This is a genomic window from Streptomyces sp. NPDC057002 (assembly GCF_042673825.1).
Taxonomy (GTDB): domain Bacteria; phylum Actinomycetota; class Actinomycetes; order Streptomycetales; family Streptomycetaceae; genus Streptomyces.
The window spans coordinates 169,603-186,746 of the sequence record NZ_JBHURZ010000011.1; the positions used below are offsets into that span (position 1 = coordinate 169,603).

At 72.0% G+C, this 17,144-nt stretch carries 8 protein-coding genes; 5 read left to right on the top strand and 3 right to left on the bottom strand.

The features are described 5' to 3' along the window. The 5 genes from ACFT32_RS39965 (at position 1) to ACFT32_RS39985 (ending at position 9,761) form a co-directional block, all read left to right on the top strand. Positions 1-2,736: an ABC transporter permease gene (locus ACFT32_RS39965; RefSeq protein WP_382498983.1), complete on the top strand. Its 2,736-nt coding sequence runs from the start codon at positions 1-3 to the stop codon at positions 2,734-2,736. Further along, positions 2,733-3,701 carry an ABC transporter ATP-binding protein gene (locus ACFT32_RS39970; RefSeq protein ID WP_382498985.1) on the top strand — a complete coding sequence of 323 codons (969 nt, stop codon included), beginning with the start codon at positions 2,733-2,735 and terminating at the stop codon, positions 3,699-3,701. Before ACFT32_RS39965 ends, ACFT32_RS39970 begins: the two co-directional genes overlap by 4 nt. Positions 3,702-3,799: 98 nt before the next feature. After that, the gene (locus ACFT32_RS39975) at positions 3,800-8,971 is read left to right on the top strand and encodes a caspase family protein (RefSeq protein WP_382498987.1); all 5,172 of its coding nucleotides are present in this window, start codon (positions 3,800-3,802) and stop codon (positions 8,969-8,971) included. Next, the gene (locus ACFT32_RS39980; protein WP_382498988.1) at positions 8,968-9,312 is read left to right on the top strand and encodes a hypothetical protein; all 345 of its coding nucleotides are present in this window, start codon (positions 8,968-8,970) and stop codon (positions 9,310-9,312) included. The genes ACFT32_RS39975 and ACFT32_RS39980 overlap by 4 nt, the downstream gene beginning before the upstream one ends. After that, positions 9,309-9,761 (top strand): hypothetical protein, encoded by a 453-nt coding sequence (locus ACFT32_RS39985; RefSeq protein ID WP_382498991.1) that lies wholly within the window; start codon positions 9,309-9,311, stop codon positions 9,759-9,761. The genes ACFT32_RS39980 and ACFT32_RS39985 overlap by 4 nt, the downstream gene beginning before the upstream one ends. Before the next feature lie 102 nt (positions 9,762-9,863). On the opposite strand, the gene ACFT32_RS39990 is transcribed toward ACFT32_RS39985, so the two are convergent. The 3 genes from ACFT32_RS39990 to ACFT32_RS40000 form a co-directional block, all read right to left on the bottom strand. Further along, a complete protein-coding gene (locus tag ACFT32_RS39990) occupies positions 9,864-11,327 on the bottom strand; it encodes a glutamate synthase subunit beta (protein WP_382498994.1) in 1,464 nt (487 codons plus the stop codon). Beyond that, positions 11,320-15,921 carry a glutamate synthase large subunit gene (gene gltB, locus ACFT32_RS39995; protein WP_382499192.1) on the bottom strand — a complete coding sequence of 1,534 codons (4,602 nt, stop codon included), beginning with the start codon at positions 15,919-15,921 and terminating at the stop codon, positions 11,320-11,322. The genes ACFT32_RS39990 and gltB overlap by 8 nt, the downstream gene beginning before the upstream one ends. A 384-nt stretch (positions 15,922-16,305) precedes the next feature. Next, complete coding sequence (locus ACFT32_RS40000) at positions 16,306-17,037, bottom strand: VIT1/CCC1 transporter family protein (RefSeq protein ID WP_382498996.1); 732 nt, start codon at positions 17,035-17,037, stop codon at positions 16,306-16,308. Positions 17,038-17,144: the final 107 nt, after the last annotated feature.

A 17,144-nucleotide genomic window follows, 5' to 3' on the forward strand; every position in this document is an offset into this window, starting at 1 on the left:
ATGCCGAAGGACGCACAGGGCGCGCCCTGGGTGCGGACCCGGCTGCGGACCGCGCCGGTGTCCGCTGTCGCCTTCGGTCTGCTGGTGCTGGTCACGGCGTTCCTCGCCGCCGTCCTGCCCCGGGCCGTCGAGGCGTACGAGACGGACGGGCTGCGCGAGGCCCTCACCAGCGGCGCCCCCGAGTCCACCGTGCTGGAGCTGAAGGCACCGGCACCCGGTCTCGAACGGCCTGACGAGGCCCGTGCGGACGCGGTCCGGCCGGAGGCACTCGCGGCGGTCGACGGCACGGCGCGGTCGCTGCTGCCCGAACCGCTGCGGGCGGACCCGGCCGAGTCGGCGTACGGGGTGCGCACGGCGAAGAGCCTGGAGGCACTGGACGCGTCATTGCCCCGGCCCGACGGGCTGCCGCCCCGGTTCACCCTGCTCGCGCAGTCGGGAGCGGCCGGCCACGCCACCGTGCGGGAGGGCCGGCTGCCCACCGCCGGCACACCGGTGACCGTGGACACCAGGGCGGTGGAAGGAGCCGTGACCGCCGAGACCGCCAGCGCACTGCGGCTGCGGGCCGGTTCCACGCTCACCCTGGCCGGCTTCCCGGACGGCCCGCTGACCGTGCGGATCACGGGCGTCCTCGAACCCCGGCATCCGCAGCGGAGTTACTGGTCCGCGGAACCGGTCCTGCGCACACCGGGCCTGGCCTCCGTCGGCAGCCGTCCGCCGCTGCACTACTGGGAGGCGGGCGTCCTGCTGGCGCCCGGGGCCGCACCGGCGCTGCTCGGCGGCCAGGGCGAGCCGGAGAAGTACTGGCGGTTCGCGCCCGCGGCCGGGAAGCTCACCGCGGGGGACGCCCAGGCACTCGTCGACGGGGTCGCGTCCCTGGAGAACGGGCCCGGGCTGGTGCGGATGCGCGGGGCCGCCGGTCCGACGGCGCAGCTGTCCACCGGCCTGGAGCAGGTCGTCGGCTCCTACACGGCGACCCGTGACGCGATCACGCCCGTGGTGGCCGTCGCGGCCTTCGGGATCGCCGCGGTCGCCGTCGTCGTCCTGGTGATGAGCGCCGGGGTCGCCGCCGCCCGCCGCGACGTCGAACTCGCCCTGCTGCGGGCCCGGGGCGGCTCCCTGAGCGGCATCGCCGGGCGGCTGCTGGCCGAGACCGCGGTACCGGCGGTGCCCGCCGCGGCCTGCGGTCTGCTGTTCGCCGTGCTCGCCGTGGACGGGGCCCGGCCGCTGCCCGCCGTGCTCGGGGCGGGCGCCGTGACCCTGCTCGCCTGTGCCGGGCTGCCGGTGCGCGCGGCCGTGGCGCATCGCAGGCCGCGGGCGCACCGGGAGCGTGACGACCTCGCCCACGCCAGGCCCGGCGGGCGCCGGACCGTCGCCGAACTGACCTTGCTGGTGCTGGCCGTCGGCTCGGTGGCGGCGTTGCGCCGCCGCGGCACGGCCGGGTCGGGCGATCTGCTGGTGAGCGCCGCCCCGGTGCTCGTCGGTCTGGTCGCCGCGCTGGTCCTCGTACGGCTGTGTCCGCTGCCCCTGCGGTGGGCCTCCGGCCCGGCCGGGCGGCTGCGCGGCGTGGTCGGGTTCCTTTCGCTGGCCCGCGCGGGCCGCTCACCGGCGGCGGTCGCCACGCTGCCGCTGCTCGCCCTGCTGACGGCCCTGACGACGGCCGCGTTCGGAGGGTCCGTGCTGGCGGGCGTGGCGGACGCCCGGGACCGGGCGGCGCTGCTGGAGACGGGCGCGGACGTACGGATCTCCACGACCGACGGCACCCCGCTGCCTGCGGGTCTGGCACGGGCGGTACGGGATGTGCCGGGCGTACGACAGGTCACGGCCGTGGGCATCGAGTACGCCGCGGAGCGCGAGTCCGACGAGTCGCAGTCGCTTCCCGTGGTCGGGGTCGAACCGCAGACATACGCGGAGTTGGCCGGGCGGATGGAACTCGGGGGTTTCACGGCCGACCGGCTGGAGGCCGACGGCGGGGTGCTGGACGCCGTCGCCTCCCCCGGGGTCGCCGAGCGGCTGGGGCGGGCGCCGCACCGGATCGTGATGGCGGGCACCGCCGTCACGGTGCGGATCACCGCGGTGCGTCCCCGCACCCCGGCCCTCCCCGAGGGCGAGTTCCTGCTGGTCGACGCGGCCGGGCTGAAGGGTTCCGGCGGTGCTTCGGTCCTGCTGGCGGCCGGAGCCGGGCTCGACACGAAGGCGCTGCGGGCGGCCGTGCGCGGCGCCGGGGCGGACCTCTCCGTGACACTGCGCGGAGAGGAACGCGCGGCGCTGTCAGACTCGCCCTTGCAGGCGGGCGCCGAGCGGATCTACGTCTGGGCCGTCGTGGCGGGCGCGGGGTACGCCCTGCTCGCCCTGGTGCTCGGCCTGCTGCGGTCCGCTCCGGAACGGGCCGCGCTGCTGGCCCGGCTGCGCACCCTGGGCCTGACGGCCCGCCAGGGGCGGCAGCTGCTCGGCCTGGAGGCGCTGCCCCTGGCGCTGCTCGCGGCCGGTGGAGGCATGGCCGTCGGATGGGCCACGGTGGGGCTGCTCGCCCCCGGCATCGATCTGGACCGGCTTGCTCTGCCCGAGGCGTCCGGCGTGACGGCGCCGGGAGGTGCCGCGCTGCGGGCCGATGTGTGGTCGCTGGCCCTGCCCGCCGCGGGCGCGGTGCTGCTGGCGGGGGCGGTGGCCGTCGCGCAGGCCTGGTGGGCGGGCCGCCGTACACCGGTCACTCACCTCAGGGCAGGAGACATGCGATGAGCGGTACGACGGAGTCGCTCGCGGAGCTGGAGCGGCGGGCGGCGCACCACCGCGACCGGCCGGCGTACGGGCACGACGCCCTGATCGCCTGCGACCGGCTGGTGCGGATCTTCGCCAAGCGCGGGGGCGGGGACGCCATGGAGGTGCAGGCGCTCCAGGGCCTCGATCTGCTGGTGCGGGAGGGCGAGTTGATGGCCCTGGTGGGGGCGTCCGGCAGCGGCAAGTCGACGTTGATGAACATCCTCGCGGGCCTGGACGTCCCGACCGCCGGCGCCGCGAAGGTCGCGGGCCGCGATCTGCTGGCCATGGACGCCAAGGCTCGGCTGCGTTACCGGCGCGAGGTGGTCGGCTTCGTCTGGCAGCAGACGGCACGCAATCTGCTGCCCTATCTGACGGCGGCGCAGAACGTCGCCCTGCCCATGCAACTGGCGGGGGCCTCGCGCCGGAAACGGGCCGGACGGGCGGACGACCTGCTGGCCATGCTCGGTGTCGCCGACTGCCGGGACCGGCGTCCGGGGCAGCTGTCCGGCGGTCAGCAGCAGCGCGTCGCGATCGCCGTCGGCCTGGCCAACGCACCCGCCGTACTGCTCGCCGACGAGCCGACCGGCGAACTGGACTCGGCGACCGGGCAGCAGGTCTTCGCGGCGTTCCGCCGGGCCAACGAGGAACTGGGCACGACGATCGTCATCGTCACGCACGACCAGGGGGTCGCCGGCGAGGTCCGCCGCACGGTCGCGATCCGCGACGGCCGCACCTCGACGGAGGTACTGCGCCGCACGGAGGTCGACGAGGCGGGCCAAGAGTCCCTGGTGGCGCGCGAGTACGCGATGCTCGACCGCGCGGGCCGACTGCAGCTGCCGGACGAGTACACGACGGCGCTGGGCATGGCGGACCGGGTGCTGCTGGAGCTGGAGGAGGACCACATCCAGGTGTGGCCGGACCGGAACGGGAGCGGGAACGGCTGAGGACCCGCTACAGCGCACCGGACCGCCGACGGAAGGACAGCACCAGGGCTCCCACGCTCTGCGATGATGTCCTACTCGTGAAATGCGTGGGGGGACGAGTGAAACCTGGAGAGGCCGAGGCCGCTGGGGCAGGCACACGGCGGGCGTTGGTCGTCGGGGTGGGGCGGACCCCCGCGCTGGAGCGGGACGAACATCTGGCCCGGCGTTTCCCCGCCCTGGAGAGCGCCGTCGAGGACGTCGAACTCGTGAGCCGTGCGCTGCGCCAGTCGCATTACGAGGTGAGGCCGCTGCACGACCCGGGCGGCTTCGAACTGCTCGGCGCCCTCCAGGAGTTCTTCGACGAGTGCTCCCCGGGCGACACCGCGTTCCTCTACATCTCCTGTCACGGTACGACCGTGGGCAAGCGGGACCATCTCCTGCCCGCCGACGTACAGCCGGGCCGCGCGGACCCGGCGGGCGGCCGGTCTCTGCTCGACCGCACTCTCATAGCCGCCGACCCCGAGGGACTGCTCGACGGTCTGCCGCCGGGTGTGACCACGGTCGTGTGCCTGGACACCTGCCGCACCGAGGAGCCCACGCCCCTGGCCCAGCAGAGCATCGCGACGGTGCTCTCGGCCGCCGAGGACGTGTACTGGCTGTACAGCTGCAGCCGGGGCGAGCGTTCCTACGCCGACCCCCAGGAAGGCAGCTGGTTCGGCCGCGCCCTCGCCAAGGCGCTGGCGCCGACGACCCAGCCGACCACCTTCGCCGACCTCGTCCGGTACACGCGGTCCGCCGTGCGCAGGAACGCCTCCGACGCGGGGGTCAGGCCGCCCACCGTCGACCGGTACTTCCCGCACGGGCTGAACGCGGACGGCCCCGGGCCCGTGCTGTGCGAGGGCGCGCAGGAGGCGTACCGGTGGACGACCATGATCGAGCAGTCGAGCCTGTGGCAGTACACCTCGGGCACCGACGCCGTGCACGACCGGGTCAAGAAGCGGCTCGGCGCGCTCGTGGAGCACATCGTGGACTCCCTCTCCACCGAGGGCGCGCACCGCGACGACCCGTGGGCCGACCCCACGTATCCGGTCCGGGTGGTCGAGCGGACGGAGCTCCTGGTGAAGGGGGCCCGTCTGGAGGGCCGTGACCTGCTCTCGCCCGCCGAGACGGCGGCGCTGCTCGCCGCGCCCGTCGTGCAGGAGGGCATCGTCGCCATCGCGTTGGAGGAGCTGCGCCGGACCATGCCCGAGGGCATGGACGTCAAGAGCACGGCGGACGACGCGCTCGAAGGCCACGACCGCTTGGTGCGGGACGCCGCCCACGACGTGGCCCGCGCGCACTCCCAGGTCAGGCGCACCGTCGCGACCCTGCGCCGGCGGGGCCTCAAGGAGCAGACCACGGCAGCGGACCACTGGCTGCGGCACCGCTTCATCACGGACTGGGACCTGCTCTGGGAACGCACCGGCGACTACGCGGCCGTGGACACGATCCTCGACCTGCTGGTCAGCGCGGTCCTCGACGCGGCCGCCGACCCGACGGCAGCACCGGTCAGGGAGGCGAGGAGGCTGGGCATCGACGGCCAGTTGCGACAGGTCCTCGGCCATCTGACGGTCCATCCGAGTTCCAGCCCCCGCATCAACGACGCGCGCGGCGGCGACGAATGGGTCACGTATCCGCCGGTGGCAGGGAACTCGTGGCGCGCCCCGGATCTCGCCCGGCTGCTGTGGACGGCCGGTCTCCAGGCGGCCGATCCGCGCCGGATGTCGAGCGTCCTCGTCGACCACCTCGGCGCCCATGAGCCCCTGGACCCGGCCGAGGTGGTGGCCACTCTGTCGGCCGACTTCGGCTACGACGTGACGCCCCTGGGCGACCAGGACGACTCCGCCTACGAGCTCACCGTCCGCTTCCCCTGTCCCCACCCGGCGCTGCACGTGGCCGTCGAGGAACTCGCCGCGCGCACGAGCGCGACCGTGGGCTCCCTGCACCAGGAGTGGCAGAAACAGCGCACGACCCCGCCGCCGCTGCTGCGCGGATTCCCCGAGCGCGTCACCACCGACCAGCTCGTCCCCGTCGCCGAACGGTACAAGCAGCCGCTGGAGCGCTTCCGGCTCGCCGAGGACGAGATCCGGCCCCTGCTGATGGGCACCCAGCTCTACGGCGACCCGATGCTGGCGGTGCGGGAGCTGTACCAGAACGCGCTGGACGCCTGCCGCTACCGCCACATGCGACGCCAGTACGGCGCGGCACAGGGACGGCCCGGGCCCGACTGGCAGCCGAAGATCACATTCACGCAGGGCCGGGACGCCGACGGCAGGCCCTACATCGAGTGCACGGACAACGGTTCCGGCATGAACCGCGCCAAGCTCACCTCGATGTTCGCCCGCGCCGGCAAGCGGTACGAGCAGGACCCCGAGTTCGTCCAGGAACGGCGCAACTGGCGCCGCGCCGAGCTCGGCGAGATGCCCCTCAACTCCCGTTTCGGCATCGGAGTGTTCAGCTACTTCATGCTGGCCGAGGAGGTGGTCGTCTGGACGAGCCCGGTCGACCACTACGGCCGCGCGCCCCAGGTGGAACCGTTGCGCGCCGACATCCAGTCGGGCTCGGGGCTGCTGCGGATCGGCGAGGATCCGCATGTGGCGCTGGACGGGGGGACCCGGGTCCGGCTGTATCTGGGGCAGGACCGGGCACAGCAGCCTTCGTTGATCGAGACCCTCGAGTCCTTCCTGTGGGTGGCGGACTTCGAGGTGGAGGCCTGGGAGTTCGCCGACAACGCCCCCGGTTCCGTCCCGGGGCACTCCCGCTGGGAGCCGGGCAAGCTCACCGCTCCGACGCCGAAGCCCTGGCGCTACGACGCCGTACAGGGAGCCCGCGACATCTGGCTGGTGCAGGGCAAGGGCCAGTGGCTGCTGGACGGGGTCGTGATCAAGGACGCGCCCGAGGTCTACGGGGGGATCGTCAACCTGCGTGAGCGGCATCGCCCGGAGCCCAGCGTGGACCGCAACAACCTCATCTCCTGGGACGCCGTCACGGTGACCACCGAGCTCCTTCAGGCCACGGAGCGGGCCACGCAACAGTGGACCGAGGTCTCGCTCTCCTGGTTGTGGGATCTCGCCACCTTCTCTCCCCAGCTCGCCGTCAAGGTGCTCGACTCGTTGCCGCGTGATGTCACCGCCGTCATCGATCCGCCGAGGACGGCCCGTCGCAAGCACCTGCCGCGCGCGGTGAGCCTGGCGGCAGCGGGGTGCCTGCCCCTCGACGCGGACATCGGCAGCACGGGCCCTGCCTGGCGTTCGGTCCTCGGGGAGCACGAGGCCGCCCTCGTGCGGAAGTGGCAGGACACCCGGCTGTGCGTGCCCGACGCGGGGCCGCCGTTCCGGCCCGCCGGGTATCCGGAACCGCGCAGCCTGGACGCCGTTCTGTTCCCGAAGGGCTCCGAGCCGCGTGGGTGGGAGACGGTCATGGCCGCCGCCCGCGCGGCAGAGGTACCGGTGGGCAGCACCCTGAAGGCCCTGCGCCGCTACGCGATCATTGGGCTCTGGGTTCCCGCCGCGCCGGACATCCGTGCGCTGCGCACCGTGCGGCCGCACTGGGCACTGATCGACCTCTGCGCCGCCTACGGTTCGGTGCGCCGGGCGGAGGAGGTCAGCCCCCGCCCCAAGCCGGCCCGGCACGCGCCGCTGCTCCTGATCGCCGCGCGGTACCGGATTCCCTTGAGGGGGGCCGTGGCCCTGCTCGAGCAACTCCGGGCCTGGAATCCCGACCTGCCTGCCCCGCCCGCACTCGACGAGGACCTGCTCGCCTCGACACCCACCCCTGTCGACGCGACGCTGCTGGTGAACGAGCAGTTGGATCCGGAGGGGCCCACGAGGCCCGGCGAGCTGCGCGTCATCGACCTCCTCACCCGGGCCGACGCGAGTGTCTCCGTCGGTGACCTGGTGGCGCGTGTCCGGCGCTTCGAGCCGCTGGGCTTCCGCCTGCGGACGGAACCGACGCGGGAGACACTCGCTCATGGTCCTCTCCAGCCGTCGGAACGCCCGCTGTTCAACCGCTCCCTCCTTGGCCCCGGGGGCAGACCGGCCTACCGCGACGACGATCTGTCGCTCGTCGAGCTGCTGCTGCTCGCCGCCGAGTTGGGGCTTCCGCCCCGTGAGCTGGCCGCACGCGTGAACGCCCTCACGCCGGTGACGGGCATCGAGGCCGCGCTGCCGCCGGAGGAGGTGGCCGACTGGCTTCCGCCCCGCCTGGCACTCTCGGCGCTGCGCGCCGTCCGGCGCAGCTGCGAGAAGCGCCTCTCTCCCTGGGAGTTCATCAAGGCCCTCACGGGCGACGGAGCCCCTCCCCCGCCGATCGAGCGCTCCGCCTCCAGGGTCGATCTCCAGGAGGCCGAGGGCGTTCTGCGTCGCCTGGACGCGGCCGGGCTGCTCTCCGCGGACTTCGAGGGCCGGATCGACCAGACGATCCGCCAGCTTGCTTCCCGGAGCCACCCGCTGATCCGCAGCTTCCCCTCCCGCGGGACGCTACGGCTGCGCGAGTACAGCATCCCGGCCGCTGCCCTGGTCCAGCTCAGCGTGATCGAACGGCGGCCCATCGGCGATGTCGTGGAGAGGCTCACCGGCGAGGACCTTCATCTGCCCCTGTCCGTCGACCGGCCCCCCGCCGAGGTCCTGGAGCTGCAGGCGACCTCCGAGGACACGAGAGCGCTCGCGGTGTGGAAGGGTTTCGCTCCCGGGCTCACGATCCGGCAGCTGCTGGCGCATGCCCGCAGTACGCGCCGCACCGTCTCCGAGTCCATCGCACGCCTGAGCCGGTTCACCCCGCTGGGCGCCCCCTCGCCCCCGTGCGACCCGGCCGCTCCCGAGGCCGCCGCCTTGCGGGACTTCACACCGCACCTCTTCGACCTGGCCGCGTTCGACGACGGCCTGCTCGGCCAGGGCGTCCTCGGCCCTCTGGAACTCATCCGCACCGCCGGCCGCTTCGACTGGTCCCTCGGCAAGACCTACACCCGATACGCCCCCTTCGCCTGCCTCGGTCTGGACGTCACCGTCCGCGAGCCGGAGGGCGATGCGGCCGACCGCGTCCCCGACTGGCAGGACCTGATCATCCTCACCGAGCAGCTCACCGGCCGGGCCCCGGCCCTGTCCGGCACCGTTTCCGAGGAGCACATCACCCTCTGCGCGGAGGAGACGGACCTGCCCGAGGACCAGGTCCGCGAACGGCTGGCCCGGTACGCGGGCCTCTTCTCCCTCGAACTCCCCGCCGCCGCCCCGCACCTGGAAGGCACCCCCGAGTGACGCCCCCGATCGAGTACGACCCCGACGCCGTCCACCCCGCTGTCCTCGCCTTCCGCTGGGCCGTCCGGAGGAACGGCGACGACGCCTCGTACGAAGCCTCCGGGACCTGCCCGGTCTGCACCTGCCCGATGACACGGACGTGGACCTTCGGACAGCCCCTGGTCGCCAAGGGCGGCTTCCTCGGCCGGCGCAAGGAACCGGGGCCCGAGCCGTACTACACGGTGTGCCAGTGCCGCACCCTGCACATGAACCGTCCCGCGAGCGAGCCCCTGGGCTGTGGGGCCCTGCTCACCATCGCGCCGCCGCCCTCGGCCGGGCAGTCCGCCGGAGCGACGCCATGACCTTCACGCCCACGCCCCGGCAGCTCCGCGACGCGGACCGCCGGGGCCGCGAGGCGGCCTCTCCGGACCGGCAGTTGCAGACGGCGATGCGTCAGGCCGAGGGCTACCGGAACTTCCTGGCCTCGCTCACCGGCCTGCTCACGGCCGTCTTCGTCCTCAAGGGCCAGGAGGACCTCAGCAAGCTCGCGGACCCTACGCGCTGGTGGGTGACCGGGCTGCTGATCGCCGGGTTCGTCGCCCTCGTCGCCGCCTCCTGGCTGGGCGTCGTCGCCGTGCACGGGCGGCCGGGTGAGGAGATCCTGCTGGAGGCGGGCAGGCTGCTGCGGTACGAGAAGAAGCGGACGAAGACCATCTGGCGGCTGGTGGAGTGCGCGCGCTGGCTCGCCCTGGCCGGCGTGCTGTGCGTCGCCGCCGCCGTCATCGTCACCTGGATCGCCCCTGGCAAGTAGGCGGACATGCGACAGCGCCTGCCCGGTCGTCCGGTCGGGGACTGTAGGGCAGGCGCCGTCTGTGTTCCGTACGCCTTTGTACGGGACGTTCTGGGGTGCGCGTCAGACCATCAGCGCACGGTCCGTCGGACGGATCGGGGCCGGCAGCTCGCTGACGCCCGTGAGGCGGCGGTCCACCCCGCGGGCGGCCGAGCGGCCCTCCGCGATCGCCCACACGATGAGCGACTGGCCGCGGCCCGCGTCACCGGCGACGAACACGCCCGGCACGTTGGTCTGGAAGTCGGCGTCGCGGGCGATGTTGCCCCGCTCGTCGAGGTCCAGGCCGAACTGGTCGACCAGGCCGTTGTCGCGGTCGGTGCCGGTGAAGCCCATGGCGAGGGTGACCAGCTGGGCGGGAATCTTGCGCTCGGAGCCCGGCTTCGGGGTCAGCTTGCCGTCGATGAACTCCACCTCGGTGAGGTGCAGCCACTGGACGTTGCCGTCCTCGTCGCCCTCGAAGTGGGTCGTCGACACCGAGTAGACGCGGTCGCCGCCCTCCTCGTGGGCCGAGGTGACCTTGTACAGCATGGGGAAGGTCGGCCACGGCTGAGAGGCCGTGTTCCGCTCCTCGCCCGGGCGGGGCATGATCTCCAGCTGTGTGACGGAGGCAGCGCCCTGGCGGTGGGCGGTGCCCACGCAGTCCGCGCCGGTGTCGCCGCCGCCGATGACCACGACGTGCTTGCCCTCGGCCGTGATGGGGGGCGCCACGAAGTCGCCCTCCTGGACCTTGTTGGACAGGGGCAGATACTCCATGGCCTGGTAGATGCCCTTGAGCTCGCGGCCGGGCACCGGCAGATCGCGGGCCGTGGTCGCGCCGACGGCCAGGACCACCGCGTCGTACCGCTTCTTCAGGTCCGTCGCCTTCAGGTCGCGGCCGATCTCGATGCCCGTACGGAAGCGGGTGCCCTCCGCGCGCATCTGCTCGATACGGCGGTTGATGTGCCGCTTCTCCATCTTGAACTCGGGGATGCCGTAGCGGAGGAGGCCTCCGATACGGTCCGCGCGCTCGTAGACGGCGACCGTGTGACCGGCCCGGGTCAGCTGCTGGGCGGCGGCCAGACCGGCCGGGCCGGAGCCGACGACCGCGACCGTCTTGCCGGACAGGCGCTCCGGGATCTGCGGGGCGACGTCCCCGGTCTCCCACGCCTTGTCGATGATCGAGACCTCGACGTTCTTGATGGTGACGGCCGGCTGGTTGATGCCGAGCACACACGCCGACTCACAGGGAGCGGGGCACAGACGGCCCGTGAACTCCGGGAAGTTGTTCGTCGCGTGCAGCCGCTCCGAGGCGGCGGCCCAGTCCTCGCGGTAGGCGTAGTCGTTCCACTCGGGGATGAGGTTCCCCAGCGGACAGCCGTTGTGGCAGAACGGGATGCCGCAGTCCATGCAGCGGCTGGCCTGCTTGCTGATGATGGGCAGCAGGGAGCCGGGGACGTAGACCTCGTTCCAGTCCTTGAGGCGCTCCTCGACCGGACGGGACTTGGCGACCTCGCGGCCGTGGTTCAGAAAGCCCTTCGGGTCAGCCATTGATCGCCGCCTCCATCATCTTCTCGTGGGTCTCGGTCTCGGAGAGACCGGCTCGCTCGGCGGCGTCCTTGGCGGCGAGCACTGCCTTGTACGTGCTGGGGATGATCCTGCTGAAGCGCTCGACGGCGGTGTCCCACTCTGCCAGGAGCTTCTCGGCGACGGTCGAGCCCGTCTCCTCCTGGTGGCGGCGGACCACGTCGTGCAGCCACTGCTTGTCGGTGTCGTCCAGCGGCTCCACGGCGTCCACGTTGCCGACGTTGACGTTGTCGCGGTCCAGGTCGATGACGTACGCGATACCGCCGGACATACCGGCCGCGAAGTTGCGGCCCGTCTCGCCGAGCACCACCGCGTGACCGCCGGTCATGTACTCGCAGCCGTGGTCGCCCACGCCCTCGGAGACGACCGTCGCGCCGGAGTTGCGGACACAGAACCGCTCGCCGGTGCGACCGCGCAGGAACAGCTCGCCGCCGGTCGCGCCGTAGGCGATGGTGTTGCCCGCGATCGTCGAGTACTCGGCGAGGTGGTCGGCGCCGCGGTCCGGGCGGACGATCACACGGCCGCCGGAGAGGCCCTTGCCGACGTAGTCGTTGGCGTCGCCCTCCAGGCGCAGCGTGACACCGCGCGGCACGAACGCGCCGAAGGACTGGCCGGCGGAACCGGTGAAGGTGATGTCGACGGTGTCGTCGGGCAGGCCCGCACCGCCGAACTTCTTCGTCACCTCGTGGCCGAGCATGGTGCCGACCGTGCGGTTGATGTTGCGGATCTGCACCTGGGCGCGCACCGGCTGGGCCTCGGTGGCGTCCGAGGCGGACAGGGCGTCGGCGGCCAGCTTGATCAGCTGGTTGTCGAGCGCCTTCTCCAGACCGTGGTCCTGGGCGATCAGCTGGTGGCGGACCGCGCCCTCGGGCAGCTCGGGCACGTGGAACAGGGGCTCCAGGTCCAGGCCCTGCGCCTTCCAGTGGTCTACCGCGCGGGTGACGTCGAGGGCCTCGGCGTGGCCGACGGCCTCCTCGATGGAGCGGAAGCCCAGCTCGGCGAGGATCTCGCGGACCTCTTCGGCGATGTACTTGAAGAAGTTCACGACGTACTCGGCCTGGCCGGAGTAGCGCTCGCGCAGCGTCGGGTTCTGCGTGGCGATGCCGACCGGGCAGGTGTCCAGGTGGCAGACGCGCATCATGACGCAGCCGGAGACGACCAGCGGCGCGGTCGCGAAACCGAACTCCTCGGCGCCGAGCAGCGCGGCGATGACGACGTCACGGCCGGTCTTCAGCTGGCCGTCGGTCTGCACGACGATGCGGTCGCGCAGGCCGTTGAGCAGCAGCGTCTGCTGGGTCTCGGCGAGGCCGAGCTCCCAGGGACCGCCCGCGTGCTTGAGCGACGTCAGCGGCGAGGCACCCGTACCACCGTCGTGGCCGGAGATCAGGACGACGTCCGCGTGCGCCTTGGAGACACCCGCGGCGACCGTACCGACGCCGACCTCCGAGACCAGCTTGACGTGAATCCGCGCCTGCGGGTTCGCGTTCTTCAGGTCGTGGATCAGCTGGGCCAGGTCCTCGATGGAGTAGATGTCGTGGTGCGGCGGCGGCGAGATGAGGCCGACGCCCGGCGTCGAGTGACGCGTCTTGGCGACCCACGGGTAGACCTTGTGGCCGGGCAGCTGGCCGCCCTCGCCGGGCTTGGCGCCCTGGGCCATCTTGATCTGGATGTCGTCCGCGTTGACCAGGTACTCGGAGGTCACACCGAAGCGGCCGGAGGCGACCTGCTTGATGGACGACCGGCGGGCCGGGTCGTACAGACGCTCCGGGTCCTCGCCGCCCTCACCGGTGTTGGACTTGCCGCCCAGCTGGTTCATGGCGATGGCGAGGGTCTCGTGCGCCTCCTGGGAGATGGAGCCGTACGACATGGCGCCCGTCGAGAACCGCTTGACGATCTCGGAGACCGGCTCGACCTCGTCGATGGAGATCGGCTGCCGGCCCTCGGCCTTGAAGCCGAACAGGCCGCGCAGCGTCATCAGCCGCTCGGACTGCTCGTTCACGCGCTCGGTGTACTTCTTGAAGATGTCGTAGCGGCCGGCGCGCGTGGAGTGCTGGAGGCGGAAGACCGTGTCCGGGTCGAACAGGTGCGGCTCGCCCTCGCGGCGCCACTGGTACTCGCCGCCTATCTCCAGCGCGCGGTGCGCCGGGGCGATGCCGGAGGCCGGGTAGGCCTTGGCGTGGCGGGCGGCGACCTCCTTGGCGATGACGTCGATGCCGACGCCGCCGATCTTGGTGGCCGTGCCGTTGAAGTACGCCTCGACGAAGGTCTCGTCCAGGCCGACGGCCTCGAAGACCTGGGCGCCGCGGTAGGAGGCGACGGTCGAGATGCCCATCTTGGACATGACCTTCAGCACGCCCTTGCCGAGGGCGTAGATGAGGTTGCGGATGGCCTTCTCGGCCTCGATGCCGGGCAGGAAGGTGCCGGCGCGGACCAGGTCCTCGACGGACTCCATCGCCAGGTACGGGTTGACGGCGGCGGCGCCGTAGCCGATGAGCAGGGCGACGTGGTGCACCTCGCGGACGTCACCGGCCTCGACCAGCAGGCCCACCTGGGTGCGCTGCTTGGTGCGGATGAGGTGGTGGTGGACGGCCGCGGTGAGCAGCAGCGACGGGATCGGCGCGTGCTCGGCGTCCGAGTGGCGGTCCGACAGGACGATCAGCCGGGCGCCGTTCTCTATCGCGGCGTCGGCCTCGGCGCAGATCTCCTCGATCCGCGCGGCCAGGCTGTCACCTCCGCCGTGCACCCGGTACAGGCCGGACAGCGTCGCGGCCTTGAAGCCGGGCATGTCGCCGTCGGCGTTGATGTGGATGAGCTTGGCCAGCTCGTCGTTGTCGATCACCGGGAAGGGCAGCAGGACGCTGCGGCAGGAGGCCGCGGTCGGGTCGAGCAGGTTGCCCTGCGGACCCAGCGCGGAGCGCAGCGAGGTGACGAGCTCCTCGCGGATCGCGTCCAGCGGCGGGTTGGTGACCTGCGCGAACAGCTGGGTGAAGTAGTCGAAGAGCAGCCGCGGGCGGTCCGACAGCGCCGCGATCGGCGAGTCGGTGCCCATCGAGCCGATCGGCTCGGCACCGGCCTTGGCCATCGGCGCGACGAGGACGCGCAGCTCCTCCTCGGTGTAGCCGAAGGTCTGCTGGCGGCGGGTGACCGAGGCGTGGGTGTGGACGATGTGCTCGCGCTCGGGCAGGTCGCCCAGCTCGATCTCGCCGGCCTCCAGCCACTCCGCGTACGGGTTCTCGGCGGCGAGCTCGGCCTTGATCTCGTCGTCCTCGATGATGCGGTGCTCGGCGGTGTCGACGAGGAACATGCGGCCGGGCTGGAGGCGGCCCTTGCGGACGACCTTGGCCGGGTCGATGTCCAGGACGCCGACCTCGGAGCCGAGGACGACGAGGCCGTCGTCGGTGACCCAGTAGCGGCCGGGGCGCAGACCGTTGCGGTCGAGCACGGCGCCGACCTGGACGCCGTCGGTGAAGGTGACACAGGCCGGGCCGTCCCAGGGCTCCATCATCGTGGAGTGGTACTGGTAGAAGGCGCGCCGGGCCGGGTCCATGGAGTCGTGGTTCTCCCACGCCTCCGGGATCATCATCAGCACGGAGTGCGGCAGGGAACGGCCGCCCAGGTGCAGGAGCTCGAGGACCTCGTCGAAGGAGGCGGAGTCGGAGGCGTCCGGCGTACAGACCGGGAAGATCCGCTCTATGGCCTTGTCGTCCGCACCGAACAGGTCCGAGACGAGCTGCGACTCACGGGCGACCATCCAGTTGCGGTTGCCCTTGACGGTGTTGATCTCACCGTTGTGCGCGACGAAGCGGTAGGGGTGGGCCAGCGGCCACGACGGGAACGTGTTCGTCGAGAACCGGGAGTGCACGAGCGCGACCGCGGAGGCGAACCGGCGGTCGGACAGGTCCGGGAAGAAGGGCTCGAGCTGGCCGGTGGTCAGCATGCCCTTGTAGACGATGGTCCGCGCGGACAGCGACGGGAAGTACACGCCGGCCTCGCGCTCGGCGCGCTTGCGCAGCACGAACGCCTTGCGGTCCAGGGCGATGCCCGTCGAGGAGCCGTCCGCGACGAAGATCTGGCGGAAGACCGGCATGGTCGACCGGGCGGTGGCGCCCAGCAGCTGGGGAGCGACCGGCACCTCGCGCCAGCCGAGCACGGTAAGGCCCTCCTCGGACGCGATCGTCTCGATCTTCGAGACGGCGTCGGCGGTGGAGTCCTCCGGCAGGAAGGCGATACCGACGGCGTATCCGCCGGCCTCGGGCAGCTCGAATCCGGCCACGTCACGGAAGAAGGCGTCCGGGACCTGCGACAGGATGCCGGCGCCGTCGCCGGAGTCGGGCTCGGAGCCGGTGGCACCGCGGTGTTCGAGGTTGCGCAGGACGGTCAGAGCCTGCTCTACCAGGGTGTGGGACGCCTCGCCTGTGAGGGTGGCGACGAAGCCGACGCCGCAGGCGTCGTGCTCGTTGCGGGGGTCGTACATACCCTGCGCAGCAGGGCGAGCATCCATGAACGACCAGTTCTGGCCATTCGCGGAGTGCTGGGACGGCTGGCGCGGCGTACGCATCGGCTCTCCCGTCGTCGTCATGTGGCATATGCAAGGTGCCGAGGGACGACGTTGGCCCTCTGCGTGATCGCAAAATTTCGTGCAGGTTACATGATGGAGTGGTTCTCGGGAAGCGGGATAATCCGTTCCAACATGCGGACACCGCAGGTACGCGGCAGGGGTTCCGCGCTGACGGTGGAAGCTATGGGGGCCACTACGGAACGACCGGGTGAGATCGATGCCCGTCGGGCCCGATGGCGGAACGGGCGTCTTCGCCCCTCCCGCTGGGGGGTGCGCGGCGAGCGTCATTGCCCGCAGCGCTTACGGCTCATGCCCGGTGGTCGCACATCCGAAACCAGCGAGTAACGGCTACTTATACGGCCCCACGCATAAGTCCGAGCCGAGCTATCCTACGGCCGTTCCGAACAGGGTGCCCAGGGCGTACGTCACACCGGCCGCCGCGCCTCCCAGCAACAGCTGCCGCAGCCCGCTGTACCACCAGGTGCGGGCCGTCACCTTGGCCACCACCGCGCCGCACAGGAAAAGCCCCAGCAGCGCCAGGAGCACGGCGGGCCACAGGGTGCTCGCGCCCAGCAGATACGGCAGCACCGGGATCAGCGCGCCCAGCGCGAAGGAGCCGAAGCTCGACACCGCGGCCACGGTGGGCGAGGGCAGATCGCCCGGGTCGATACCCAGCTCCTCCCGGGCATGGATCTCCAGCGCCTGCTCCGGATCCCTGGACAGCTGCCGGGCGACCTCCCGGGCCAGCTCCGGCTCCACGCCTCTCGCCTCGTAGAGCGAGGCGAGCTCGGCCTCCTCGTCCTTCGGGTGCTTGCGCAGCTCGCGCCGCTCCACGTTCAGCTCGGCCTCGACGAGCTCGCGCTGCGAGGCCACCGAGGTGTACTCGCCGGCGGCCATGGAGAAGGCACCGGCGGCCAGACCCGCGAGTCCGGTCAGGACCACGGTCTGCTGACTCACGGCCCCGCCCGCGACACCGGTCATCAGGGCCAGGTTGGAGACGAGGCCGTCCATCGCACCGAACACCGCGGGACGCAGCCAGCCGCCGTTCACGTCCCGGTGCGTGTGGTTGTCCCGGTGCGCCTCGTGCAGCGTCGCCTCGGTCTCGATGATGGCCATGAAAGATCCCCGATTTCCTTGCTCAACGGCTTCTTTGGACGAGTTCCAGATTTTTACAACACCCAAAGTACGCCGTGAATTCCGGCGCCGCCAGCAAGGAAAGGCTG

Coding starts and splice junctions, on each gene's coding strand:
- ACFT32_RS39965 (WP_382498983.1), top strand. CDS start 1: ATGCCGAAGGACGCACAGGGCGCGCCCTGGGTGCGGACCCGGCTGCGG.
- ACFT32_RS39970 (WP_382498985.1), top strand. CDS start 2,733: ATGAGCGGTACGACGGAGTCGCTCGCGGAGCTGGAGCGGCGGGCGGCG.
- ACFT32_RS39985 (WP_382498991.1), top strand. CDS start 9,309: ATGACCTTCACGCCCACGCCCCGGCAGCTCCGCGACGCGGACCGCCGG.
- ACFT32_RS39990 (WP_382498994.1), bottom strand. CDS start 11,327: ATGGCTGACCCGAAGGGCTTTCTGAACCACGGCCGCGAGGTCGCCAAG.
- gltB (WP_382499192.1), bottom strand. CDS start 15,921: ATGCGTACGCCGCGCCAGCCGTCCCAGCACTCCGCGAATGGCCAGAAC.
- ACFT32_RS40000 (WP_382498996.1), bottom strand. CDS start 17,037: ATGGCCATCATCGAGACCGAGGCGACGCTGCACGAGGCGCACCGGGAC.